The 23,304-nt window shown below is 66.5% G+C and carries 20 protein-coding genes; 14 read left to right on the top strand and 6 right to left on the bottom strand.

What is annotated here, in order from left to right; translation table 11 throughout:
- Positions 1–125 precede the first annotated feature (125 nt).
- Positions 126–506 carry a MerR family transcriptional regulator gene (locus ASF72_RS13125; protein WP_050686864.1) on the bottom strand — a complete coding sequence of 127 codons (381 nt, stop codon included), beginning with the start codon at positions 504–506 and terminating at the stop codon, positions 126–128.
- 159 nt (positions 507–665) lie between these two features.
- On the opposite strand from ASF72_RS13125, the gene ASF72_RS13120 reads away from it, so the two are divergent.
- The 13 genes from ASF72_RS13120 to ASF72_RS13060 all read left to right on the top strand — a co-directional run bounded on the left by ASF72_RS13120 (position 666) and on the right by ASF72_RS13060 (position 16,508).
- Positions 666–2,189, top strand: a complete 1,524-nt coding sequence (locus tag ASF72_RS13120) for a SulP family inorganic anion transporter (protein WP_056599510.1) — start codon at positions 666–668, stop codon at positions 2,187–2,189.
- A gap of 38 nt (positions 2,190–2,227) precedes the next feature.
- Positions 2,228–2,683, top strand: coding sequence for a GNAT family N-acetyltransferase (locus ASF72_RS13115; RefSeq protein ID WP_056599508.1), 456 nt, complete (start codon positions 2,228–2,230; stop codon positions 2,681–2,683).
- A 62-nt stretch (positions 2,684–2,745) separates the two neighbouring features.
- Positions 2,746–3,951, top strand: coding sequence for an FAD-dependent monooxygenase (locus ASF72_RS13110; RefSeq protein WP_056599505.1), 1,206 nt, complete (start codon positions 2,746–2,748; stop codon positions 3,949–3,951).
- A 272-nt stretch (positions 3,952–4,223) separates the two neighbouring features.
- Complete coding sequence (locus ASF72_RS13105; protein ID WP_056599501.1) at positions 4,224–5,660, top strand: GH32 C-terminal domain-containing protein; 1,437 nt, start codon at positions 4,224–4,226, stop codon at positions 5,658–5,660.
- A 50-nt stretch (positions 5,661–5,710) separates the two neighbouring features.
- Complete coding sequence (locus ASF72_RS13100; RefSeq protein WP_056599498.1) at positions 5,711–7,048, top strand: ABC transporter substrate-binding protein; 1,338 nt, start codon at positions 5,711–5,713, stop codon at positions 7,046–7,048.
- A 46-nt stretch (positions 7,049–7,094) separates the two neighbouring features.
- Positions 7,095–7,973, top strand: coding sequence for a carbohydrate ABC transporter permease (locus ASF72_RS13095; RefSeq protein ID WP_050686875.1), 879 nt, complete (start codon positions 7,095–7,097; stop codon positions 7,971–7,973).
- Entirely contained in the window at positions 7,973–8,875 is a 903-nt protein-coding gene (locus ASF72_RS13090; RefSeq protein WP_056599495.1) for a carbohydrate ABC transporter permease, read from the top strand. Before ASF72_RS13095 ends, ASF72_RS13090 begins: the two co-directional genes overlap by 1 nt.
- Before the next feature lie 38 nt (positions 8,876–8,913).
- Positions 8,914–9,993, top strand: coding sequence for a LacI family DNA-binding transcriptional regulator (locus tag ASF72_RS13085; RefSeq protein WP_082484250.1), 1,080 nt, complete (start codon positions 8,914–8,916; stop codon positions 9,991–9,993).
- Between the two features lie 20 nt (positions 9,994–10,013).
- Complete coding sequence (locus ASF72_RS13080; RefSeq protein ID WP_056599492.1) at positions 10,014–10,889, top strand: serine hydrolase domain-containing protein; 876 nt, start codon at positions 10,014–10,016, stop codon at positions 10,887–10,889.
- Positions 10,890–11,251: 362 nt separating this feature from the next.
- A complete protein-coding gene (locus tag ASF72_RS13075; RefSeq protein ID WP_050686882.1) occupies positions 11,252–12,844 on the top strand; it encodes a glycoside hydrolase family 68 protein in 1,593 nt (530 codons plus the stop codon).
- Between the two features lie 114 nt (positions 12,845–12,958).
- Positions 12,959–14,926, top strand: coding sequence for a glycoside hydrolase family 32 protein (locus tag ASF72_RS13070; protein ID WP_056599489.1), 1,968 nt, complete (start codon positions 12,959–12,961; stop codon positions 14,924–14,926).
- A 107-nt stretch (positions 14,927–15,033) separates the two neighbouring features.
- A complete protein-coding gene (locus ASF72_RS13065) occupies positions 15,034–15,543 on the top strand; it encodes an RNA polymerase sigma factor (RefSeq protein WP_056599486.1) in 510 nt (169 codons plus the stop codon).
- 2 nt (positions 15,544–15,545) lie between these two features.
- Positions 15,546–16,508: a hypothetical protein gene (locus ASF72_RS13060; protein ID WP_056599483.1), complete on the top strand. Its 963-nt coding sequence runs from the start codon at positions 15,546–15,548 to the stop codon at positions 16,506–16,508.
- A gap of 76 nt (positions 16,509–16,584) precedes the next feature.
- Here the strand turns inward: ASF72_RS13060 and ASF72_RS13055 are convergent, their stop codons facing one another.
- The 5 genes from ASF72_RS13055 to ASF72_RS13035 form a co-directional block, all read right to left on the bottom strand.
- Entirely contained in the window at positions 16,585–17,724 is a 1,140-nt protein-coding gene (locus ASF72_RS13055; protein WP_056599480.1) for a bifunctional 2-methylcitrate synthase/citrate synthase, read from the bottom strand.
- Between the two features lie 62 nt (positions 17,725–17,786).
- Positions 17,787–18,692, bottom strand: a complete 906-nt coding sequence (gene prpB, locus ASF72_RS13050) for a methylisocitrate lyase (protein ID WP_056599477.1) — start codon at positions 18,690–18,692, stop codon at positions 17,787–17,789.
- On the bottom strand, positions 18,693–20,213 hold the full coding sequence (locus ASF72_RS13045) for an MmgE/PrpD family protein (protein ID WP_056599474.1): 1,521 nt from the start codon (positions 20,211–20,213) through the stop codon (positions 18,693–18,695).
- A 10-nt stretch (positions 20,214–20,223) separates the two neighbouring features.
- Positions 20,224–20,859 carry a GntR family transcriptional regulator gene (locus tag ASF72_RS13040; RefSeq protein ID WP_050686893.1) on the bottom strand — a complete coding sequence of 212 codons (636 nt, stop codon included), beginning with the start codon at positions 20,857–20,859 and terminating at the stop codon, positions 20,224–20,226.
- Between the two features lie 77 nt (positions 20,860–20,936).
- On the bottom strand, positions 20,937–21,965 hold the full coding sequence (locus tag ASF72_RS13035; protein ID WP_056599471.1) for a LacI family DNA-binding transcriptional regulator: 1,029 nt from the start codon (positions 21,963–21,965) through the stop codon (positions 20,937–20,939).
- Positions 21,966–22,108: 143 nt separating this feature from the next.
- Between ASF72_RS13035 and ASF72_RS13030 the strand changes: the two genes are divergently transcribed.
- Entirely contained in the window at positions 22,109–23,287 is a 1,179-nt protein-coding gene (locus ASF72_RS13030) for a Gfo/Idh/MocA family protein (protein ID WP_056599468.1), read from the top strand.
- The last annotated feature ends 17 nt before the right edge of the window (positions 23,288–23,304 follow it).

Here is a 23,304-nt window from a genome sequence, read left to right as displayed (position 1 = left end):
TCCGCAACCCGGCCATTTTACCAGCAGGCTCCCTGCCGCGGCCCGGGCGGGCCGCTGTGGAAAGGCACAATTCGGCAACACGTGCCGCGATGCCGGCCGGGCCCGCGCGGCGGCCCCACGCCGGTTCAGGCCCCGGAGCGGAGCCGTTCGATCAGTTCGTCGGCCTGGGCGAGGTTCCGCACCATCTTTTCCCGCTCGTGGATGGCCTTCCCCAGGTAGCCGGCCAGCTTTTCCGCGGCGGCACCGCCGGTGGCCGCTTCCCCGCCGGCGGTGCCGCCGTCGGGCTTCAGGAGGGCCAGCATGTCCGCCATCTCCTCCAGCGAAAAGCCCAGCGGCTTCATCTGGCGGATCACCATCAGCCGGCCGAAGTCATCCTCGGTGTAGACCCGGAAGCCGCCATCGGTGCGGGCTGCGGCCGGCAGCAGGCCCACCTCGTCGTAGTGGCGGATGGTGCGCAGGGACAGGCCCGTCCGTTCGGCCAGCTCGCCGATGTGCATGGTGTCCATCTTCTGCTCCTTACATTCGGCCTAAACCCTACCATTACGTTAGGGTAGGGTTTAGCTTCCGGCCGTACAGGCCACCCCGGCGCACAACCGCCCCTTCCCGGCATCGCCGGTGACCGGCCGCCGCCCGCCAGCCCATCCCGATTCCGAACGGAGCCAGTAATGGCCGCGCCAACCACCACGCAGGCAACGGTCCCGCCGCATCAGCTGCAATCAGTCCGCGCCACGCTGCGTTCGCCACGGCGACTGAAGACGGAGGCCCTGGCCGGGCTGGTGGTGGCCCTGGCGCTGATCCCGGAGGCCATCGCGTTTTCGGTGATCGCCGGCGTTGATCCGCGCATTGGCCTGTTCGCGTCGTTCACCATGGCGGTGACCATTTCGTTTGTGGGCGGCCGCCCGGCAATGATTTCCGCTGCCACCGGGGCGGTGGCGCTGGTGATCGCGCCGCTGATGCGCAGCCACGGGCTGGATTACCTGATTGCCGCAGTGATCCTGGCCGGCGTTTTCCAGATCCTGCTGGCCGTCGCCGGGGTCACCAAACTCATGCGCTTCATCCCCCGCTCGGTGATGGTGGGGTTTGTTAATGCGCTGGCCATCCTGGTGTTCATGGCACAGCTGCCGGAGCTTTTCGGGGTGCCGTGGATGGTTTACCCGCTGGTGGCGGCTGGCCTGCTGATCGTGGTGGGCCTGCCCCGGATCACCACGGCGGTCCCCTCGCCTTTGGCGGCCATCGTGGTACTCACCCTCCTCGCCGTGGTGGCCGGCGTCGACGTCCCCACGGTGCAGGACAAGGGGCAGCTGCCGGAGAGCCTGCCGTCCCTGTTTGTTCCCAACGTGCCCCTGACCTGGGAAACGTTCCAGATCATCGCCCCCTTCGCGTTGTCCATGGCGCTGGTGGGGCTGCTGGAATCCCTGATGACGGCCAAGCTGGTGGATGACATCACAGACACCCGCTCCAACAAGACCCGGGAGTCCTGGGGCCAGGGTGTGGCCAATATCGTCACCGGCTTCTTCGGCGGGATGGGCGGCTGCGCCGTGATTGGGCAGACCATGATCAACGTGAAGGGCTCCGGGGCCAGGAGCCGGGTCTCCACCTTTCTGGCCGGCGTCTTCCTCCTGGTCCTGGTGGTGGTCCTGGGCGACGTGGTGGGGCTGATCCCCATGGCTGCGCTGGTGGCCGTGATGGTCTTCATTTCCGCCATCACCTTCGACTGGCACTCCATTGCGCCGCGGACCCTGCGCCGGATGCCGAAGTCGGAGACCGCCGTGATGGTCATCACCGTGGCCGTAGTGGTGGCCACCCACAACCTCGCCATCGGCGTGGGCGCAGGGGTCCTCGCCGCCATGGCCATGTTTGCCCGGCGGGTGGCGCACTTTGTGACTGTCGACCGGACGGTCCTGGAACTCAACGGCGAAAATGTGGCCACCTACACGGTGGACGGAGAGCTGTTCTTCGCCTCCTCCAACGACCTCTACACACAGTTCGACTACGCCCTGGACGCATCGCCGGACATCGCCCGCGTGGTGGTGGACCTGCACGCCTCCCACCTGTGGGACGCCTCCACCATCGCCGTCCTTGATGCCGTCACCGAAAAATACAGGCGGCACGGCCGCGAGGTGGAACTGATCGGGCTGAACTCCGCCAGCGTCACCATGCGGGAGCGGCTGGCCGGGAAGCTCAACTGAGTTTCGGCCATGCCGGTCCGTTGCGGTTGAATGGCCGTATGCTTCCGGACTGGTCCCTCCGCCCCAGCCGTCCCGCCGATGCCGACTGGATCGCCGGGCTCCGCGCCGTGGTGCTCCGCCCCGACCTTGAGCGGCTGGGCCGGTTTGATCCCGTGCGGGTGCGGCAAAGGTTCCTGGCCGGCTTTGTGCCCGGCCACACCTTCGTGATCGAGGCGGACGGAACCGGCGTGGGTGCCATCGCCGTCCGCCCCGAACCTGACGGGCTGTGGGTTGAGCATTTTTACCTGGCCCCCGACCAGCAGGGCAAGGGCCTGGGCGGCGCGGTCCTGGCCGCCGTGATGGAATCACACGCCGATGGCCGGCCGTTCCGGCTCAACGTCCTGCAGGGCAGCCCGGCCCGGCGGCTCTACGAGCGCCACGGTTTTGAACTTGAGCGCGAGGACGCCGTGGATGTGTTCCTCGTGGCGCACCCGCCGGAGAATACGCTTTATTGATTCCGGTCCACGTGCCTTTATCCAATTCGCGCACGCCCCCTCCCCCTGAAAATCGAGGAATTATGCCCGGACCACGAGTCCTGATCGCCGGAGCAAGCATTGCCGGACCCGCGCTGGCGTTTTGGCTGCACCGGTGTGGCTTCGAGCCCACAGTTGTGGAGCGCGCCCCGGAACTGCGGCGGGGCGGGCAAAACGTCGACGTCCGCGGGGCCGGCCGGGAAGTCTCGCGGCGCATGGGCCTCGAGGACAGCATCCGGGCCGCAACCACCGGGGAAGTGGGCACGCGGTTCCTGGGCCCCGGGGGGCAAACAGTGGCGGAGTTCCCGGCCGGAACCTCAGATTCAGGGGGCGCCACGGCGGAACTGGAAATCCTGCGCGGCGACCTGGCGGAAATCCTCGTCGACTGCACCCAACCCAACACTGACTACCGCTTCCGCGACAGCCTCACCGGCATCCGGGACGACGGTGATGGCGTCACGGTCAGCTTCGAAAACTCCCCCGACGAACGATTCGACCTGGTGGTCGCGGCTGACGGCATCGGCTCCGGCACCCGGCAGCTGGCGTTCGGGGACGAAGCCGAAATCCGCCCCCTGGGCCTGGAGATCACCTACGCCACCATCCCGCGGACCGCCGCCGACGACGACTGGTGGCGCTGGTACAACGCCCCCGGCGGGCGGTCCGTCACCTTACGGCCTGACAGCCAAGGCACCATCCGCGCCACCCTGAACCGCATTACCGACAAGGGCCGCCGGGAAGCCGGCTCCCGCACCCTGGAGCAGCAGCGAGCCAGGCTGCGTGCGCAGTTCGGCGACGCCGGCTGGGAAACGGGGCGTATCCTTGCCGCGCTTGACGACGCCGATGACCTGTATTTTGAATCAGTCGGCCAGGTGCTCGCCCCACGGTGGTCGAACGGACGGGTGGCCTTGCTGGGTGATGCGGCGTACTGCGCCTCACCGGTCAGCGGAATGGGGACAAGCCTGGCGATCACCGGGGCCTACGTCCTCGCGGGCGAACTTGCAGCACACCGCCACCACCTGGACGCGTTCGCCGGGTACGAACGGATCATGCGCCCGTACGTGAATCAGGCGCAGCAGTTGCCGCCGGGCACGCCACGCGCCGCCAACCCAAAAAGCCGGCTGGGCATTGCCGTGTTTGGCCTGGCCCTGAAGATTGCCGCGACTCCGTTCGCAGGCAGGGTGGGCAGCCGGCTCTTTACGCCTCCTGCGGACAAGATCGAGCTGCCGGACTACAGCCACTTGGAAGTCTGACCGCGGCCCTGCCAGCCCGCCCTGCCGCAGCAGCGCCCGGCCGTAAACGAGCACGCCCGCACCACACCACCAGCCCCGAGCGAACTCCCGGACGGCGGTTCCAGGAGAGGGTGGCGGCTCCGATCCCGGCTGCGCAGACAGCGTCTTGATCAAGCGTTTAATCAGCCCGGCTTCAGGGCCCAAAAGAAGTTTGCTAAAACGCTTGATCAAACGTGGGCCCGGCGCTAGCCTTTGAGTGATCAAACGCTTTAGCAGAATGGACGTCAGCGCCGATGAATCATCCAGTCTTTTTCCAGCCCGCCGATGGATGGGTGGGAGACCTGATCCCGTTCGAGAAGGACGGCGAATTCTGGCTCTTTTACCTTCACGAGGTCCGCACCGATCCCAAGCCCGGGACGGCCTGGCACCTGGTCACCACCAAGGACCTTACGCAGTTCCAGGACCACGGCGTATCGCTCCCCCATGGCAGCAGCACGGACCTGGACTTCAATGCCTACACCGGCAGCATCGTGCTGGACGATGCGGGAGTCCACCACGTCTTTTACACCGGGCAGAACCCGGACAACCTGGGACCGGACGGCCTGCCGCTGCAGCTGGCCATGCACGCCACCAGCACTGACGGAATGCAGACCTGGGTCAAGCACCCGGAGCTGACATTCGGGGCACCTGCCGGCTATGAACCCGGCGACTGGCGCGATCCCTTTGTGTTCCGCGACGGCAGCCAGGGTCCGTGGCGGATGCTGCTGGCAGCACGGCACGGGTCCGGCCCCGGGCGCCGCCGCGGCGTCATCGCCCAGTGCGTCTCCGACGACCTGCTCACGTGGCGGCACACCGAACCGTTCTGGGACCCGCGCCGCTACATCACCCACGAATGCCCCGACGTGTTTGCCTGGGGCGGCTGGTGGTACATGGTCTACTCCGAATTCTCCGAAAGCTTCACCACCCGGTACCGGATGGCCACCAGCCCCGACGGTCCGTGGACCGTGCCGGCGCAGGACAGCATCGACGGCCGCGCGTTCTACGCCTCAAAATCGGCGGCCCGGGACGGCCGGCGATTCCTTTTCGGCTGGATCGCCAGCAAGGAAGGAAACCACGACGCCGGACCCTGGCAGTGGGCGGGCACCATGGCCGTCCTGGAGATGCGCCAGAACGCCGACGGGACGCTGGGATTCGGCCTCGCCGACGAGGTGGTGGAAAGCTTCTGGGACGAGGTCCCCGTAACTTTCGACCGCGCGCTGCCAGCCCGGCTCGACGTACCGGACGGCTACGAGGCGCTCGTTTCGGACCAGGACCTGCCCGCCCAGTTCTACGCGAAGGCGGTCCTGGACATCGCCGCCGGCACCACCGAATGCGGCCTCCTGCTGCGGGCCGGCGCGGACGGCGACCACTCCTACGTCCTGCGCCTGGAACCGAAGCGTGGCCGGCTGGTCTTTGACCGGTGGCCGCGGACCCGCACCGGCGACGCCCAATGGCAGGTCTCGGGCGACGTGCCTTTCGCGCTGGAACTGGAGCGACCCTGCAGGCTCAGCGCCGGACTCCACACCCTGGAGGTGGTTGTTGATGGCGACCTCTGCGTGGCCACCGTGGACGGCCAGGTGGCCCTGAGCACCAGGATCTACGACCTGCCCACAGGACGGATCGGCGTGTTTGCCGGCGAAGGTTCCGTCACCGTCACCGACTTTGAAGTGCGCCGGCGCACCAACAACTGAAGACCCGCACCCCACCCCACCCTCCGTTCCAATCAAGGGAGATTGCCGCAATGAAGAAACTGTTCCGCGCTGCCGCCGTCGCAGCCGCCACCGCCCTGGCCCTGACTGCCTGCGGGGGTGGCGGTAGTTCCGCCGACCCCGCCAACGTAGCGCCCACCGGTGAGATCAAACCGCGCGAAATATCGTGGCTGCTGTCCCGGCCCGCCGATGGCGCCGTCATCAACATCATGAAGAAGCTCGCCGATGACTACGCAAAGGACCACCCGGGGTTCGAGCTGAACCTCATCACCACCCCGGACCGGCCGTCCTACATCCAGAAACTGGAAACCCTGGCCGCAGCCAACAAACTCCCGGAATTGTTCGACACCGACGCCACCCCCTTCGCCCAGCAGCTGGCCGGGCAGGGCAAGATGGTCGACGCCGAAAAGCTGCTGAAGTCATTGGACCTCTACGACAGCTACCGCCCCGGCGCCCTGGACTACCAGCGGTTCGACGACGGCTCCCTCTTTATGATTCCGTTCCAGTTCGAGCTCGAATTTATCTGGTACAACAAGGCACTGCTGCAAAAGGCGGGCGTCTCCGTGCCCACCTCGCTGGACGATATTCCGGCCATGTGCACCGCGTTGCGCAGCGCGGGGATCACCCCGATCGCCATTGACGGCCAGGACCAGTGGCCGCTGGAGCGCTATGTGGCGTACCAGCCGTTCCGGGAAGCCGGACCGGACTTTGTCCAGCAGCTGAAGAAGGGCGACGCCGCCTTTGCGGATGCAGCCGGACAGAAAACCGTCAACTGGATGGCAGACCTGGGCAAGGCGGACTGCTTCCAGGAGGGCTTCTCCGCCCAGGGCTACTCCGACGCGCAGAACCTGTTCACCAACGGTGAGGCGGCGATGTACAACATCGGAACCTGGGAGCTGCCCAGCCTCGCCACGGACAAGCTGAACCCGGCAGTCCGCGACGACATCGACTTCTTCACCCTGCCCACCACCAGCGGATCGGCGACGGCGGCCAACGAGTTCGTTTCCCCCTCCGGCATCGGCATGGCCGTGAACACCAAGACCTACGATCCGCTGGTAAGCGACTTCCTGAAATTCGCACTGCAGAAGTACCCCGCCGAATACGCCGCCACCGGCGCACTGTCGCCCACCACCGACGTCGAAACCGCCGTTCCTGCCAACGCCACCCCGCTGTACAAAAAAGCGCTGGAGCAGGCCAACAACCTCGGCGCCAAGCAGGCCATGCCGTGGGACACCCAGCTGGACCCCACCACCAACGGCAGGCTGCAGCAGGAACTCGTCCTCCTGGTCCAGGGCGACATCACCCCCGCCCAGTTCACCGAAACCATGGACAAGGCAATCGGGCAGAACGCCCCCAAGTTCTTCAAGTAACCACAGCGGCGGGGGATCATTTGGTCCCCCGTCCGAAAGGCCCGCCATGCTTCCCAACAGGTCACGGACATCGGTCCTCGTCTTCCTGCTCCCGCCCCTGCTGCTCTACTGCGCAGCCGTCCTTTTTCCCATCCTCCAGTCCCTGTTCCTGAGCTTCTTCTCCTGGAACGGCATCAGCGACATGGAATTCGTTGGCCTGGACAACTACGTCCGGATGTTCGTCGCCGACGATATCTTCTGGCGCGCTTTCCTCAACGCCCTGGTCTACCTGGCCATCTGCCTGGTCCTGCAGCTGGGCGGGGCCCTGGTGGTGGCCAGCCTGCTCACGTCCCTGCGACGGGGCCGGGAGCTCATCAAAACGCTCTACCTGCTTCCCGCCGTGATCTCCACCGTCGCCATCGCCTTCCTGTTTGTCCGGATCTACTCGATCGACCCCGTGGGGCTGCTGAACCAGCTGCTGCACTGGATCGGGCTCGGCAGCCTGGAGCGGCCCTGGCTCTCGGACGTCAACACCGTCCTGGCCGCCGTCTCCGCACCGGAGGGTTGGCGCTTCACCGGGCTGTACATGCTCATCATCTACGCCGCACTGATCGCCGTCCCCAAGGAACTCGAGGAAGCGGCCGTCCTGGACGGCGCCTCGAAGTGGACCCTGTTCACCAAAATCCGGTTCCCGTACATCCGGCCCGTCTGGATCACCACCACCATCATGGCAACCACGTACGGGCTCCGCGGCTTCGACATCCCTTACCTGATGACCAACGGCGGGCCCGGCCAATCCTCCGAGCTGTTGACCACGTACATGTACAAAACGGCGTTCACCAGCACCGACTTCGGCTACGCCAGCACCATCTCCGTCTTCATCGTGATCGAGTGCCTCGTCGCCGTCGGCCTCATCCTTTTCCTGCTCAAGCGGAAGGCAGACTAATGATCGCCCAGACCAGCCCGGCCGCCCCACCCACCATCCGGCCGCCCAGCCCCGTCGCCGTGCGCCGGCGCCGCAAACCGAGCCTTTCCCGCACCCTGTCCCGCGTGCTGATCATGCTCATCGTCATCGTCCAGGTGTACCCCCTCGCCTGGCTGTTCCTGACCAGCCTGCGCACCGAACAGGACTTCGCCTCCGGGGACCCGTTCGCCTTGCCAAGCTCGCTGACCTGGGAGAACTACGCCAGGGCATTCGAGACAGGGGACCTGGGCAGGAACATCCTGAACAGCTTCATTGTCACCATGGGCGCCAACATCCTGATTGTCCTGTTCGGCATGATGGCCGCCTACGCCCTCCAGGTCCTCGGTTTTCGGCACAGCAGGATCATCCGGGGCCTCTTTATGGTCGGAATCATCGTCCCGGTCCAGATTGCCCTGGTGCCGCTGTTCATCGACTACTCCGCCGTGAACCTGCTGGACACCTACCAGTCCATGATCATCCCGCTCGCCGGGTTCTCCCTGCCCATGTCCATCTACCTCTTCTCCTCATTCTTCGAATACATCCCCCGCGAAACCTATGAGGCCGCGTCCCTGGACGGCGCCGGCCCGTACCGGATCTTCGGGCTCATCACGCTGCCGCTGTCCGTAAACACTGTGGTCACCGTGGTGCTGGTCAACAGCATCTTCATCTGGAACGACTTCATCTTCGCCAACACCTTTGTCCTGTCCGAGGACCTCAAGACCATTCCGCTGGGGCTGCAGAACTACATCGGGGCCATGGGCAAAGTCGACTGGACTGCCACCTTTGCCGCCGTCTGCGTCACCATCACCCCCCTGCTGCTGGTGTTCCTGGTCCTGAACAAGGCCATGATCCAGGGCCTGGAGAGCGGGGCGAACAAGGGATGAGTCCCACAACTGACGGATATACTCCTGACGGAGGGCAGATGATTTCAGAGACGAAAAGTTCCGGTGAGCCGGCCCCCTTGCCGCGCCCGGTCCAGCCGCCGGAACGCAGCCACCCCGCAACCCTCCGGGAAGTCGCGGAGGCCGCCGGGGTCTCCACCGCCACCGTCTCCCTGGTGGTGAACAGGAAAAAAGGGGCTCGGATCGCGGAAGAAACCCGCCAGCGCGTTAAGGACGCCATCCGGGCGCTCGGCTACCGCCCCAACGCGATGGCCAAGAACCTGGTCAGCGGCACCTCACGCTTCATCGGCCTGGTGGCGGACGGCGTCGCCACCACCCCGTTCGCCGGCCAGATCATCCACGGCGCCCAGGATGAGGCCTGGAAGCACGGGTACGCGTTGCTGATCGCCAACACCGAAGGCAACACCGAGCTTGAGCAGGACGCAATCGCCATGATGCTTGAGTACAAGGTGCGCGGCATCCTCTACTCCACCTGGTTCCACAGGGCCACCAGCATCCCGGAATCGCTCCGCGAAGCGGAGTTTGTGCTGGTCAACTGCTTCTCGGAGGAACCCGGCACACGTGCGGTGGTCCCCGACGAGGAGCAGGGCGGCCGCTCAGCCACGGACATCCTGGTGGGTCACGGCCACCGCCGGATCGCCTTTATCAACGCCACCATCCCGGCTCCGGCCAAGGACGGCCGGCTGAAGGGATACCGCGATGCCCTGGCGGCTGCGGGCATCCCGTTCGATCCCGAGCTGGTGCTGGAGGCCTACCCGGACCAGGAGGGCGGCTACCGCGCCACGGCCGGGCTCCTGGCACGGGGCGCCACGGCCGTGTACTGCTACAACGACCGTATGGCCATGGGCCTCTATGACGGGCTGCGCGAACGCGGCCTGTCCATCCCCGACGACCTGGCAGTGGTTGGTTTCGACAACCAGGAAGTGATCGCCGCGCACCTGCGCCCGCCGCTGTCCACGGTGTCCCTTCCCCACTACGAGCTGGGGGCCGCCGGCGTGCGGATCCTGCTGGGCATCGACGAAGCTCCGGCCGAGGCACCGACCAGGATCCACTGCCCGCCGGTGGAACGCACTTCGGTGCGGGCGCAGGCCCACGCCTGACCGGACAGGAGACCAGCCAGATGCCAACCGCCGCCGCAGTCCTCGGCTCCGTTGTGGCCGCCGTGGACGCGGAAGGCCTGGGTGCCTACGGCGTCCACGTCCTGGTGGGTGACCAGGCGGCACAGCACCGGTGGCGCAGTGATGACCGGGTCAATATCTACTCGGCGTCAAAAGGAGTGTGCGCGCTGGCCGTGGGCATGGCGGTCGACGGCGGCCTCCTGACCCTGGATTCCCGGGTGCCGGAACTGCTGCCGGGCATGGTCCTGGGGCCCGGCGTCGAACACGTCACCGTGGGGCACCTGCTCACAATGACCAGCGGCATCGATTTCGCGTGGTTCGGTCACGAGCCCGCCCCTTGGCCGGACCTCGGCCAGGAAATGCTGCGCAGGCCGGCCACCGGAACCGGAACCGCCTTCCAGTACTCGGATGCCAGCACCTACGTGGCAATGCGCCTGCTCGGCGCCGTGGTGGGCGATGTCCGCGACTGGCTCCAGCCGCGGCTGTTTGACCCGCTGGGCATCCACAACCCCCAGTGGCACCGCTGTCCGAAGGGGTGGATCGTCGGCGGTTCCGGACTGGAACTGCGCACGGAAGAACTCGCGCGGATCGCCCGGCTGCTCCGCGACGGCGGCCGGTGGGACGGACGCCACCTGGTCAGCTCCGCGTGGATCGAACGGATGCATTCCCACTGGGTGGACACCGGCGGCGGACCGCCCTACCAGCGGTACGGCCTGGCCGTCTGGGACGGCCCCGGCGGCAGCTGGCGGCTGGACGGCAAGTACGGCCAGTACGTCATCGTGGACGCAGCCCGGAACGCCGTCATCACCATTACCGCACACGAGGAAACCCGGGACCACAGGCTAGCGGAGATCGCGGCGCTGGCGCTCGGCGGCTGAGCCTGCGCCACCCGCAACGGACCGTCCGGACCCCAATTTCCGGAGATGCCTGACATATTTGACTCCTTACGGCGGCTCATGCAACGCGCGCAGGATTCTTAATGCAAGCGCTTACATTTTGTGATCGCTAACGCCGGAATTCCGCCGGGTAAAGAGGTTTGAACCCCTTCCGCAACTCTGCCTAGGGTGTTGACAGGCGCAGCACAGGGATTCCCCAGCCGCCTCTGCGAAGGGCACAACGACCCTTCACCCCACAACGAAGGCGTCCCGGCGGCAGCTCTTTGTCTTGGGGATGCCGGAGTTCTGGAACCGGGCACCAGCCCTTCTTCCACCCATGGCAACAAACCCCCGAGAAGAGCATCATGCTTACGCACCCCAACAAACCCCACCGGCTCCGGAAACGGTCAGCCGCAGCGACACTGGTGGCGGCCTTCGCCGTCACCACGTTCCTCGCCGTACCGGCCGCCCAGGCCAACGAGCCGTCAGACCCGCCGGCAAGCCAGCAGATGCCGGCCCCGGCGCCGGGCTTCCCCCTCCCCACCGGGCATTCCCAGCAGGCGTTCGACCCGGCGTCGGACTTCACCTCCAAGTGGACCCGTGCCGACGCCAAGCAGATCATGGCGCAAAGCGACCCCGCGGTTGCCCCCGGCGTGAACTCCATGAGCCCTGACGTGACCATGCCGGAAATCCCCGAGGATTTCCCCACCATGAACGACGACGTCTGGGTGTGGGACACCTGGTCGCTGACCGACGAGAACGCCAACCAGATCAGCTACAAGGGCTGGGACGTCATTTTCTCGCTGGTGGCCGACCGGCACGCCGGGTACGGCTTCGACCAGCGCCACTGGAACGCCCGGATCGGGTACTTCTTCCGCAAAACCAACGCCGACCCGGCAGAAAAGTGGAACTACGGCGGCCACGTCTTCGCTGACGGCGCGTCGATCGGCAACACCGAATGGTCGGGCTCCACCCGCCTGATGCAGGGCAACCAGGTCAACGTCTTCTACACCGCCACCACGTTCTACGACGTGGCCGAGCGCAACGCGGGCGGCGGCGGCATCGCCCCGGATGCGGCGATCGCGAAGGCGCTGGGCAAAATTCACGCCGACAAGAACGGCGTCACGTTCGACGGCTTTGAACACACCAAGCTGCTGGAACCGGACGGCAAGATGTACCAGAACAAGGCGCAGAACCCCGGCTTCGCGTTCCGTGACCCGTACACCTTCGCCGACCCGGCGCACCCCGGCAAGACGTTTATGGTGTTCGAAGGAAACACCGGCGGCACCCGCGGCGACTACAAGTGCAAGGCTGAAGACCTGGGCTACCGCCCAGGTGACGCGCAGGCCGAATCGGTGGCTGAAGTCAACAGCGCCGGCGCCTACTTCCAGACCGCCAATGTGGGCCTGGCCGTGGCGGATAACAAGGACCTCACCAAGTGGTCGTTCCTGCCGCCCATCCTGTCCGCCAACTGCGTGAACGACCAGACTGAGCGCCCCCAGATCTTCATCCAGAATGAAGGCGGGAAAAACAAGTACTACCTCTTCACCATCAGCCACCAGTTCACGTACGCAGCCGGAATGCGCGGCCCCGACGGCGTGTACGGCTTCGTGGGCAACGGCATCCGCTCCGACTACCAGCCAATGAACAACAGCGGCCTGGCGCTTGGCTCCCCCACGGACCTGAACCTTCCGTCGGAATCCCCCGAGGCTCCCACGCCCAACCAGAACGGCCGGCAGTTCCAGGCGTACTCGCACTACGTCCAGCCCGGCGGCCTGGTGCAGTCGTTCATCGACAACGTCAACGGCGTGCGGGGCGGGTCCCTCTCCCCCACCGTCAAGATCAACTTCCGTGACGGCGTCTCACAAGTGGACCGCAGCTTCGGCAAAAACGGCCTGGGCCCCTTCGGCTACCTGCCCACCAACCTCAAAGTCGGCGGCAAGGGCCTCTACAAGTAAGCCTGCCCGGCGGACTGCTGCCTGACGCACCGGCCCGCACACCGGAAGGAGCGGGGACCCCCTCAAGGCGGCCCCGCTCCTTTGCCGGTACCGGCCTCACCCCGAACGGTCCCGATGCCCAAGAATTGGCTCCCCTCCCCCGCCACCGCCACGCGCAGCACCTGGCTGGCCGTGGCGCTGTCCCTCAGCATCCTGCTGGTGGGGCTGCTGGCATTCCTGCCCCGCACCGGAACACCTGATGCCGGCCAGGAAAGCGCCGAAACTGCCCTTGGGAGTGTCGCAGCAGCCCAGGCCGGCCTCAAAGCCTCCCGGGACGCCTACGGGACGTACTGGCTGGCGGGCGGCGACCGGACCCTGGAGGCCGGCGGCCCCGTCGACCCGGCCGGCGCGGAGGACCTGCGCAGCATCAGCTGCGCGGACGGCTGGGTCGCCGCGGCACGGACCAACGGCAGGTATTTTGTACGGTCCAGCGAAGACGGCACAACGCGCCAGGCAGGGGAACGGGAGATCAGCAGGCCTGACTGCATCACCCCCGAGGCAACGGCGGCGATGCTCGCCGATCTGGGCAAAACGGACCCACCGGCCACCCCCGCGGCTGTTCCGGAGCGTCCCGCCGGAGCGTCCCCGCACCGCCCGGCGTACCACATCACTCCCGGACAGGACTGGATGAACGATCCCCAGCGGCCCTTTTTCCTGGCCGGGCGCTGGCATTACTACTACCTCTACAACGCCGACTACCCGGAAGGCAACGGCACCGAGTGGTACCACCTCACCAGCACCGACCTGGTGACCTGGCAGGACGAGGGCGTTGCCATCCCCAAGTACAAAAATGGACTGGGCGACATTGAGACCGGCAGCACGGTGGTGGATTACAACAACACCGCCGGGTTCGGGGAGGGCGCCGTGATCGCCGTCCTGACGCAGCAGGACCAGGGCGTCCAGCGGCAGTCGCTGTTCCACTCAACCGACGGCGGCTACAGCTTCACCGCCTTTGACGCCAATCCCGTCATGGAAAATCCCGGTGAAACCCACTGGCGGGATCCCAAAATCATCCGGGACGAGGCCAACGGGCAATGGCTGATGACGTTGGCCGAGGGTGGAAAACTGGGCATCTACACCTCGACGGACCTCAAGTCCTGGCGGTACACCTCCAGCGTTGAACTGCCCGGCCTGGGCACGCTGGAATGCCCGGATCTTTTCCAGCTCGATCTCGACGGCGACCCAGCCAAAAGAACCTGGGTCCTGGCTGCCAGCGGCAACGGCGCCGGAGAAGGCGGCACCACCGGCGTGGCCTACTGGACCGGCGGCTGGGACGGGACCACTTTCACCCCCGCTGGCAACGGGCACCAGTGGCTGGATGCCGGCTCCGACTTCTACGCGGCCGTGACCTGGGACGACCCCCGGCTGACGGAAGGCCAGCGGATGCAGTCCCGCCAGGCCATCGGTTGGGTCAACAACTGGGATTACGCCCGGAAACTGCCCACCGCTGACTGGCACGGCGGAATGGACTCCATAGTCCGCGACCTCCGGCTCAAAACCGTCAGGGGCAAACCGACTCTGGTTTCCACGCCGGCCCGGGCGCTGGCCGGGCTTGAGGGCCCTCCCGTTACGTCGGGGCCGGCAGCCATCACCCCGGACGGAACGGCCGGCCTGCCCGCCGTGAACGGCAGCGCCTACCGGTTGGACCTGACCCTGGAAGCCGACGGCGGCCGCGAAACGGGTGCCGGCGACGCCACGGCACTGCTCCAACTTGGCCGCGGGGAGGCCGTCTACGCCACCATCGGCTACGACTTCGCCGCGGGGACGGCTTCCGTCAGCCGGAAACAGCCAGCCGACGGGACCAACCTGGGCCGGCTGTTCACGGAACGCCGGACCGCCCGGGCACCGGCCCGGGACGGCAGCGTGGACCTGACGGTTTTTGTGGACCATTCCTCCGTCGAGGTCTTTGTCAACGGAGGCGAACAGGCCCTGACGTCGCTGGTGTTTCCCGGGGCCGGCGTGGAGTCCATCAACCTTGTCTCCGACGGGCCGGGGCTGGCCCTCAGGAACGCACGGTACGCCTCGCTCGGCGCCCCAGGCTGACGTTTTCGAATCCGTCGGAATTGAAATCCGAGCACTGTAACCGGAACGGTCCGGCCGGAAACTATACGGTTGCAAGCAGAACCAAAATGTGAACTTCAGGGGGGATCGTGCTTTCAGAGCGCGAGTTGGCGTTTATCGCCTTGTATAAGGACAGCTATCCAAGGATTTACCAATTCGTCCTAAGGCGGGTGGATGAAGCGGAGCTTGCCGAAGAGCTGGCGGCGGACGTTTTTCGGGTCGCCTGGCAAAAGTGGGACGAGCAGGCCGGCCTGGAGATTCCGTGGCTTTTCAGCGTGGCCCGCAACCTGATCGGCAACGCATACCGCGGACGCGACCGGCAGAAGGCTCTGCAGAGCAAGCTTATGGCCACCGCCGCGGGACCGTTCACGAATCAGGATGGCAGCACGCCCGTCGAGGACGCCCTGGCAGCGCTGCGGGAAAAGGACCGGGATATCCTCCAACTGGCGTACTGGGACGGGCTGAGCATGGCGGAAATTTCGCAGGTTCTGCAGTGCACCCCGGCATCGGCCAAGGTGCGGCTTCACAGGGCAAGGGCAGCGTTCCGCCGGCTTATGCCCGCCCTCGCGGGAACCTTCGAACAGAAAGTGAGTGCCTAGCCGTGGATGACATCAGGAAACTCATTGCAGGTGCTGACCCCCTCGGCCAGGACTCCGCCACTCCGGACCCTGAGGACGCCCTGCGCTCCATGTTGTCGCGCCTTGAGGCTTCCCCCGACCGCGTGTATCCCAACATCCCAACGCTGGCTGAGCGGCGGAAACGCCGCGGCAGGATCACCGGGTTTGCTGCGATGGCCGCGGCGGCAGCAACTGCCGGCGTCCTGCTATCCCTGAACCTCGGACCCATCGTGGCGGCACCGGAGCCGGCAAACACCTCCGCCGCCACCCCGTCCGCGACTCCCCGCGCCAGTGCAACGGCCAGCACACCCCCGGAACCCACAGTGCCGGCATCATCGTCCCAACCGGCCCCTGCGCCCAGCACCGCTGCGCCCTCCCCTGCCGCGGAACCCACGCCGCCCGCCGCTGCCTGGGGAAGGTTCTCAAGTCCCGCTGCCGGGCTGTCCTTCGATGTCCCGGCCGGCTGGACTGCCTTGGATGTGCCTGCCGGCGCCCCCGGTTACCCCGCAGCGGGTGTGCAGGTGCGGGATGGAACCGGAAAAACGGTGGCGGACCTGTACTACGGCGTGGGAGGCGGCCGCGGGGGTTCCTGCGGCCCCGAAGCCTATACGGCCACGGAATTGGACTCCGCGCCCTACGCCGCGGCCTGGGACTCTGGCGCGGGGGTCAGGTTCTCCTACCGCGTCCTCGACCGGACGTCAGTTGGCGGCGGGCTCACCTACCAGGCGGGCCTGGTTGACAGGGACACCGGCCGGCTGAGCACCAGCTGCCTGATGTACTCCGGGGTCACAGCGGCGCCGGGTGGTACGTTGACCTTCGGCGACCGGGCATACAACACCCCCGATGAGCCGGTCTTCCGGACCATGGCCGACGCAATCGCGTACATGGCCACCGCCGAGTACCGGAACCTGAAGCAGATGGTCCTGAGCCTCAGCCTGTCCCAGTAGCAGGACTCACGACGACGGCGGCGGGCCACCATCCAAGGTGACCCACCGCCGTCGGGCTCCCGCAGCCGGCGCGGCCCTACGGAAGGTGCCGTTCCGCCGGGCCGTTGTATTCGCTCAGCGGCCGGATCAGCGAGTTTGATTCGAGCTGCTCCATGATGTGCGCGGTCCAGCCGGTGATCCTGCTGGCCACAAACAGCGGGGTGAAGGTGTGGGTGTCGAACCCCATGAGGTGGTACGTGGGCCCTGCCGGGTAATCCAGGTTCGGCTTGATCGCCTTGGCTTCGTCCATTGCCGTTTCCAGGCCCTGGTACAGCCCCAGCAGCTCGGGCCGGCCATAGTGCGCGATCATTTTGTCCAGGGCCGTCTTCATGGTGGGCACGCGGGAGTCCCCGTGCTTGTAGACGCGGTGGCCGAAGCCCATGACCTTCTTTTTTTGGGCCAGGGCGTCCTCCATCCATGCCTTGGCACGGGCAGCAGCCTCCTCGAGGGGTTCGTCCGGGCGGATGCCGATCTCGTCGAAGGTGTGCATCACGGCCTCGTTGGCGCCGCCGTGCAGCGCGCCCTTCAGCGCCCCGATGGCACCCGTCACGGCGGAATGCAGGTCCGCGAGGGTGGAGGTGATCACCCGGGCGGTGAAGGTGGAGGCGTTGAAGGAGTGCTCGGCGTAAAGAATCATCGAGACGTTGAACGCCTCCTCCACTTCGGGGACGGCTTCCTCGCCGAAGGTCATCCACAGGAAGTTCGCGGAGTAGCCCAGGTCATCGCGCGGTTCCACCACGTCCTGGCCGTGCCGGCGGCGCTGGTCGTAGGCCACCACCGCAGGCATGGCGGCGAAGAGGTCGATCGCTTTGGCCATGTTGGCCTCGCGGGACTGGTCCTCGGCCTGCGGGTGGCGGGCGCCCAGGACCGAAGCCGCCGTCCGGCAGACGTCCATGGGGTGTGCCGATTCGGGCAACGCGTCGATCACCTGCTTCACCACGGGGTCCAGGGCCCGGCCTGCTTTCTCCCGCGCCGTGAACTGCGCCAGCTGCTCCGCGCTAGGCAGTTCCCCGTTCCACAGCAGGTAGGCCACCTCCTCGAAACTGCATCGGGCGGCGAGTTCCTGGACCGGGTACCCGCGGTACAGCAGCGAGTTGGTGTCCGAGTTGACCGCAGAGACGGAGGTGTAGTCCACCACCACGCCGGCGAGGCCTTTTTTGATGTCCTGTTCAGCCATGCTGAAACTCCTTTGTTCCTGTCGCCTGTCGGATGCCGGCCGTGGCCGGCGGTGGGTGCGGGTCAGTGCTTCCCGGGCACCTGGAAATTGAAGACCCCCGAGTCGAACCGGTTGTAGCCCTCATAGTCCACGAGGTCGTACAGCCGTGCACGGGTCAGCATGGCGCCAACCTGTGCTTCCTGCGTTCCGTCCGCCTTGATCGAGTCCAGCGTACGCTCGGCAGCGCCCATGGCACTACGGAGCAGGGTCACCGGATATATGACCATGTTCACGCCCACGCCCTGGAGCTGGGTGGTGGTGAAGAGCTCGCTTTTGCCGAATTCGGTCATGTTGGCCAGGATGGGCACGTCCACGGCGTCCCGGATGGCCTGGAACTCGGCCAGCGTGGCCATCGCTTCGGGGAAGATCGCGTCCGCACCGGCGTCCACCAGGGCTTTGGCGCGGTCCTGCGCGGCCGCAAGTCCATCAACGGCCCGGATGTCCGTGCGGGCCATGATGAGGAAATTGGGGTCCCGGCGGGAGTCCGCCGCGGCCCGGATGCGTTTGGCGGCGGTATCCAGGTCCACCACGTTCTTCCCGTCCAGGTGCCCGCAGCGCTTGGGATTGAACTGGTCCTCGATGTGCAGTCCGGCCAGGCCGGCGTTTTCGATCTCCTGGACCGTGCGGGCCACGTTCATGGGCTCACCAAAGCCGGTGTCAGCGTCCACGATCGCGGGCAGGTCCGTCATCCGGGCAATCTGGCCGGCGCGCGTGGCCACTTCCGTGAGGGTGGTCAGGCCGATGTCCGGCAGGCCCAGGTCGTTGGCCAGGACGGCCCCGGAGATGTAGACGCCCTCGAATCCCTTTTCTTCAATCAGCCTGGCCGAGAGCGGGTTGAACGCGCCGGGGAACTGCGCGATGGTATCCGCCGCGAGGAGCTCCCGGAACCGGATCCGTTTCTGTTCGGGGGTCACAGCCGAGTACAGCATTTAGAACAGTCCCTTGGGTGCGCCTGCGGGGTTGATGATCCCCGGTGCTGCCTCGATGTTCAGCTGGTCCAGTTCGCCGGCAGCCAGTTCGGGCAGGCGTTCGACGGCGGCGAGGAACCTGTCGATTTCGGCCTCCTCAACGAGCCCGGCGGCAAGGGTACGGAACTTGTGCACGTACTGCTCGCGGGCGAACGGCCGGGCGCCGAGCGGGTGGGCGTCGGCCACGGCGATCTGGTCAGTGATGACCGTGCCGTCGTTCAGGGTGATCTCCACGGAACCGCCGAAGGCTTTCTCATTGATATCCAGCGAGTGGTAGCGCCGGGTCCACTCCGGGTCTTCCTCGGTGGACACCTTGTGCCAGAGTTCCACGGTGTCCGGCCGGGCGGCGCGTTCGGGGGCGTAGGAATCAACGTGATGCCAGGACCCGTCCTGCAGGGCCACAGTGAAGATGTACGGGATGGAGTGGTCAAGGGTTTCCCGCGAGGCCGTTGGGGAGTACTTCTGGGGATCGTTGGCGCCGGAGCCGATCACGTAGTGCGTGTGGTGGCTGGTTTTGATGAGCACGGAGGCCACGTTGGCGGGGTCGGTGGCCTCGGGGTGTTCGCGGTTCAGTTTCCGGGCAAGGTCGATCCAGGCCTGGGCCTGGTACTCGGCGGAATGTTCCTTGGTGTACGTGTCCAGGATGGCGCGCTTCGCTTCTCCGGGTACCGGCAGCGGGACCGTGTAGGAGGCGTCCGGTCCGTCCAGCAGCCAGGCGATCACACCGTCCTCGCCCTCGTAGATGGGCACCGGCGACGTCTGGCCGCGCATGGACCTGTCCACCGCCTCTACGGCCATTTTGCCGGCGAACGCCGGGGCGTGCGCCTTCCAGGTGGAAATTTCGCCCTTGCGGGATTGCCGGGTGGCAGTGGTGGTGTGCAGGCCCTGACCCACGGACTGGAAGATGGTCTCCACATCCAGGCCCAGGAGGGTGCCGATCCCGGCGGCCGCCGACGGGCCGAGGTGCGCCACGTGGTCGATCTTGTGCTCGTGCAGGCAAATGGCCTTCACCAGGTTCACCTGGATCTCATAGCCGGTGGCGATCGCCCTGACCAGGTCACGGCCGGAGGAGCCCACGTGCTGGCCCACGGCCAGGATCGGCGGGATGTTGTCCCCCGGGTGGGAATAGTCCGCTGCGAGGAACGTGTCGTGGTAGTCCAGTTCGCGGACCGCAACGCCGTTGGCCCACGCCGCCCATTCCGGGGAAACACGTTCCGCAATGCCAAACACCCTGGCGCCCTTCCCGCCCGTACTGGGGCCGTGCGTGAGCGCCTGCGCCCTGGCCGCGACGATAGGGGCCCGGTTCAGCGACGCGATGGCCACCGAGGCATTGTCGATGATCCGGTTGATCACCATCTCCGTCACCTCCGCGCTTACCTCGACGGGATCAGCTGCAACCACGGCGATCTTGTGCGCCAGCTGATCCTCGCGGGCAAGGTTTTCCTCGCTCCGGTAAACCCGGACGTGATGCTCCTGAACCATGGGACTCCTTCTAGGACGTGTGGGTTGCTTTGATGTGCGTAAGGCTGCGGTGCAGATGAAGTGTTACTGCTGCCGAGGCCAGGTGCGCATTGCGGTCCGCAATGGCCTCGGCAATGGCGGCGTGTTCCGCCGCGGCGGCGGTCAGCCGGCCGGCGTCGTCGGCCGCGAGCCGGCGGATCCGGACCAGGTGGACCCTAAGGCCCTGCATGGCCTGGGCCAAATAGGCGTTGGCAATGGCGGCATCAATGGCGGTATCCAGCCTGCCCACCAACGTGTAGTACCCGGCCAGCTCAAGCACGTCACCGGAGATCAGCAGTGGCGCGGCCAGCAGCTCTTCCTGCAGGCCGCGGAAGACGGCGGGATCCCCGCGTTCAGCGGCAAGCGCCGCCGCCCGGCATTCAAGGGTTTCGCGCAGCTCAAAGAGTTCGTCGATGGCCGCCAGCGGAACGCCCGTGACCACCAGTCCCCGCCCGCCGGGTGCGGCCAGGCCTTCGGCGGCCAACCGGCGCAGCGCCTCGCGCAGCGGGGTACGGGAGACGCCCAAACGCTCGGCCTGCTCCACCTCGGCGAGGACTGTACCGGGAGGCAGCCGCCCGTCGAGGATGTCCCCCCGCAGGCCGGTATAGGCCCTTTCGCTTGCACGCATATCCTCAGTGTATACACAGCGACCATCAGCAGCGAGGAAATCCGTCAATCACGCCACCTGTGTATACAAACTGAGACTTATTCGATGGCCGCGGTGGATTCGCGGACCAGCAGCCGGGTGGCGAGCTCAACCCGGCGCGAATCGGGGACCTCGCCCTTGACCTGGCGGAGGACCACCCGGAGTGCGGCCCGGCCGATCTCGCGCAGGGGCTGGGCAACGGTGGTCAGCGCCGGTACCGACTCCGCGCCCTGGCGGATTCCGTCAAAGCCCACCACGCTGAGGTCCTCAGGCACACGGAGCTGCCGGCGCAGCGCCTCGGACATCACTCCGAGGGCGATCGTGTCGCTGGCGGCGAAAACGGCTGTGGGGCGTGGCTCCAGCCGGAGCAGTTCACCCAGCCGCCTGGCGCCGTCGTCGGTCCTGAAGCTGCCGGGGATGATCAGGCGGCCATCCACCGCCACCCCGGCCGCCCGCAGGGCAGCCAGGTACCCGTGCAGCCTGGCCTGGTTGCACTCCATGGATTCCGGACCGCTGAGGAACGCGATCCGCCGGTGGCCCAGGCCCAGCAGGTGGCTGGTGGCATCCTTGGCTCCCGTCCAGTCCGTCGAGCCGATGCTTACCACCTCGTCCGGCGGCGGATTGAGTGGATCGATGACCACTACGGGAACCCCGCGCCGGTGGAATGCGTCCAGTGGACCGTTGCCGAAGGCTGACGTCACCAGGATCAGGCCGGTCCGCCCCTGGTCCACAATGCGCTGGGCTCGCTGTTCCGGATTCAAGGGCCGGGAGCCGCCGGCGCCGATGGCAGTGACCAGCACCTCCACACCCTGGTCCGCGGCGTAGCCAAGGATTCCGGTGACCACCTCAGCCGTGTAGGCGGAGTTGAGCGAATCGAGCACCACTTCCACCACGGGAACGTCTTCCAGGGCGCGCCGCTGCTGCACCGGAGACCTGTAGCCGGTGCGGTCCAGCACTGCCAGGACCCTGGCACGGGTCGCGGCGGAAACGTCAGGCCTGCCGTTGATGACCTTGGAGACGGTGGAGGCCGACGCTCCCGCTTCATGGGCCAGCTGCGCCAGAGTCCACTTCGATTGCTCTTCCGCCATGACCAACCTTTCGAAAACATTCGCTGCTCAAATGAAGAAGACGTCCGTGGCATTGACCGGTTCAGCTTATTGGTAATAGATTTCAATAAGAGAAAAGCGTACATCTTTTCGAAATGTTTCGAAACCTGAGTCAACGAGGACCTATGACCACTCCATCCCCGCTGCGTGTTGGCATGGTGGGCTACGCCTTTATGGGTGCCGCCCACTCACACGCCTGGCGCACCGCCCCCCGCTTTTTCGACCTGCCGCTCCGGCCCGAACTGACAGCAGTCGCCGGCCGGAGCGCAGCCTCGGTCGAAGCCGCCGCAGCCAAAATGGGCTGGGCTTCGGTGGAAACTGACTGGCAGCGGCTGCTGGAGCGCGACGACATTGACCTGATCGATATCTGCACCCCCGGCGATACGCACGCCGAGATTGCCATCGCCGCCCTGTCCGCCGGCAAGCACGTGCTGTGCGAGAAGCCCCTCGCCAATACGGTGGCCGAGGCTGAACAAATGACGGCGGCTGCTGCGGCCGCGGCCCGGAACGGCATCTTCGCCATGTGCGGGTTCACCTACCGCAGGACCCCTGCCCTCGCGCTGGCCCGGCGTATGGTGGCCGAAGGCAGGCTGGGTACCATCCGGCACGTCCGGGCGCAGTACCTTCAGGATTGGCTCAGCGATGCGAACGCCCCCATGACCTGGCGGCTGGACAAGTCGAAGTCAGGCTCCGGCGCACTCGGGGACATTGGCGCCCACATTGTCGACGCCGCGCAGTGGATCCTGGGCCGCCACATCACCGGGGTGTCAGCGCTGCTGGAGACGTTCGTCCCGGACCGTCCGCTCGGCGGAGACCTCGTGGGGCTCGGTGGCCACGGCAATACGGCGGCCGAGGGACCGCGGGGAACCGTCACGGTGGACGACGCCGCGATCTTCACGGCACGGTTCGACGGCGGGCCGGTGGGCGTCTTTGAGGCCACCCGGATGGCACTGGGCCGCAAGAACGCGATGCGGCTTGAATTCAACGGCACCAAGGGCTCGTTGGCCTTCGACTTCGAGGACAACAACGTTCTGTCCTATTACGACGCCGCCGAAGGCCCGGATGCCGGGTTCCGCCGGATCATCGTTACCGAGCCCGAGCACCCTTACGTGGGTAACTGGTGGCCCACGGGCCATGGGCTGGGTTACGAACACGGCTTCACACACCAGGTGGTGGACCTGGTCACCGCCCTTGCGGCCGGCCAGCAGCCCGAGCCCTCCTTCGCCGACGCACTCCAGGTGCAGCGCGTCCTGGCGGCTGTGGAGGCCAGCGCCGGGGCGTCGTCGCAATGGCACAGCGTCTGAACCAGCCCACCAGCAAT

Source organism: Arthrobacter sp. Leaf141 (genome assembly GCF_001424565.1).
GTDB lineage: Bacteria > Actinomycetota > Actinomycetes > Actinomycetales > Micrococcaceae > Arthrobacter.
Note: the sequence above shows the minus strand (reverse complement) of the source record. Positions and strands in the feature narration are given on the sequence as shown.

Coding starts and splice junctions, on each gene's coding strand:
- ASF72_RS13030 (WP_056599468.1), top strand. CDS start 22,109: ATGACCACTCCATCCCCGCTGCGTGTTGGCATGGTGGGCTACGCCTTT.
- ASF72_RS13115 (WP_056599508.1), top strand. CDS start 2,228: ATGCTTCCGGACTGGTCCCTCCGCCCCAGCCGTCCCGCCGATGCCGAC.
- ASF72_RS13040 (WP_050686893.1), bottom strand. CDS start 20,859: ATGCGTGCAAGCGAAAGGGCCTATACCGGCCTGCGGGGGGACATCCTC.
- ASF72_RS13125 (WP_050686864.1), bottom strand. CDS start 506: ATGGACACCATGCACATCGGCGAGCTGGCCGAACGGACGGGCCTGTCC.
- prpB (WP_056599477.1), bottom strand. CDS start 18,692: ATGCTGTACTCGGCTGTGACCCCCGAACAGAAACGGATCCGGTTCCGG.
- ASF72_RS13080 (WP_056599492.1), top strand. CDS start 10,014: ATGCCAACCGCCGCCGCAGTCCTCGGCTCCGTTGTGGCCGCCGTGGAC.
- ASF72_RS13045 (WP_056599474.1), bottom strand. CDS start 20,213: ATGGTTCAGGAGCATCACGTCCGGGTTTACCGGAGCGAGGAAAACCTT.
- ASF72_RS13035 (WP_056599471.1), bottom strand. CDS start 21,965: ATGGCGGAAGAGCAATCGAAGTGGACTCTGGCGCAGCTGGCCCATGAA.
- ASF72_RS13055 (WP_056599480.1), bottom strand. CDS start 17,724: ATGGCTGAACAGGACATCAAAAAAGGCCTCGCCGGCGTGGTGGTGGAC.
- ASF72_RS13070 (WP_056599489.1), top strand. CDS start 12,959: ATGCCCAAGAATTGGCTCCCCTCCCCCGCCACCGCCACGCGCAGCACC.
- ASF72_RS13075 (WP_050686882.1), top strand. CDS start 11,252: ATGCTTACGCACCCCAACAAACCCCACCGGCTCCGGAAACGGTCAGCC.
- ASF72_RS13120 (WP_056599510.1), top strand. CDS start 666: ATGGCCGCGCCAACCACCACGCAGGCAACGGTCCCGCCGCATCAGCTG.
- ASF72_RS13095 (WP_050686875.1), top strand. CDS start 7,095: ATGCTTCCCAACAGGTCACGGACATCGGTCCTCGTCTTCCTGCTCCCG.
- ASF72_RS13105 (WP_056599501.1), top strand. CDS start 4,224: ATGAATCATCCAGTCTTTTTCCAGCCCGCCGATGGATGGGTGGGAGAC.
- ASF72_RS13085 (WP_082484250.1), top strand. CDS start 8,914: ATGATTTCAGAGACGAAAAGTTCCGGTGAGCCGGCCCCCTTGCCGCGC.
- ASF72_RS13100 (WP_056599498.1), top strand. CDS start 5,711: ATGAAGAAACTGTTCCGCGCTGCCGCCGTCGCAGCCGCCACCGCCCTG.
- ASF72_RS13090 (WP_056599495.1), top strand. CDS start 7,973: ATGATCGCCCAGACCAGCCCGGCCGCCCCACCCACCATCCGGCCGCCC.
- ASF72_RS13110 (WP_056599505.1), top strand. CDS start 2,746: ATGCCCGGACCACGAGTCCTGATCGCCGGAGCAAGCATTGCCGGACCC.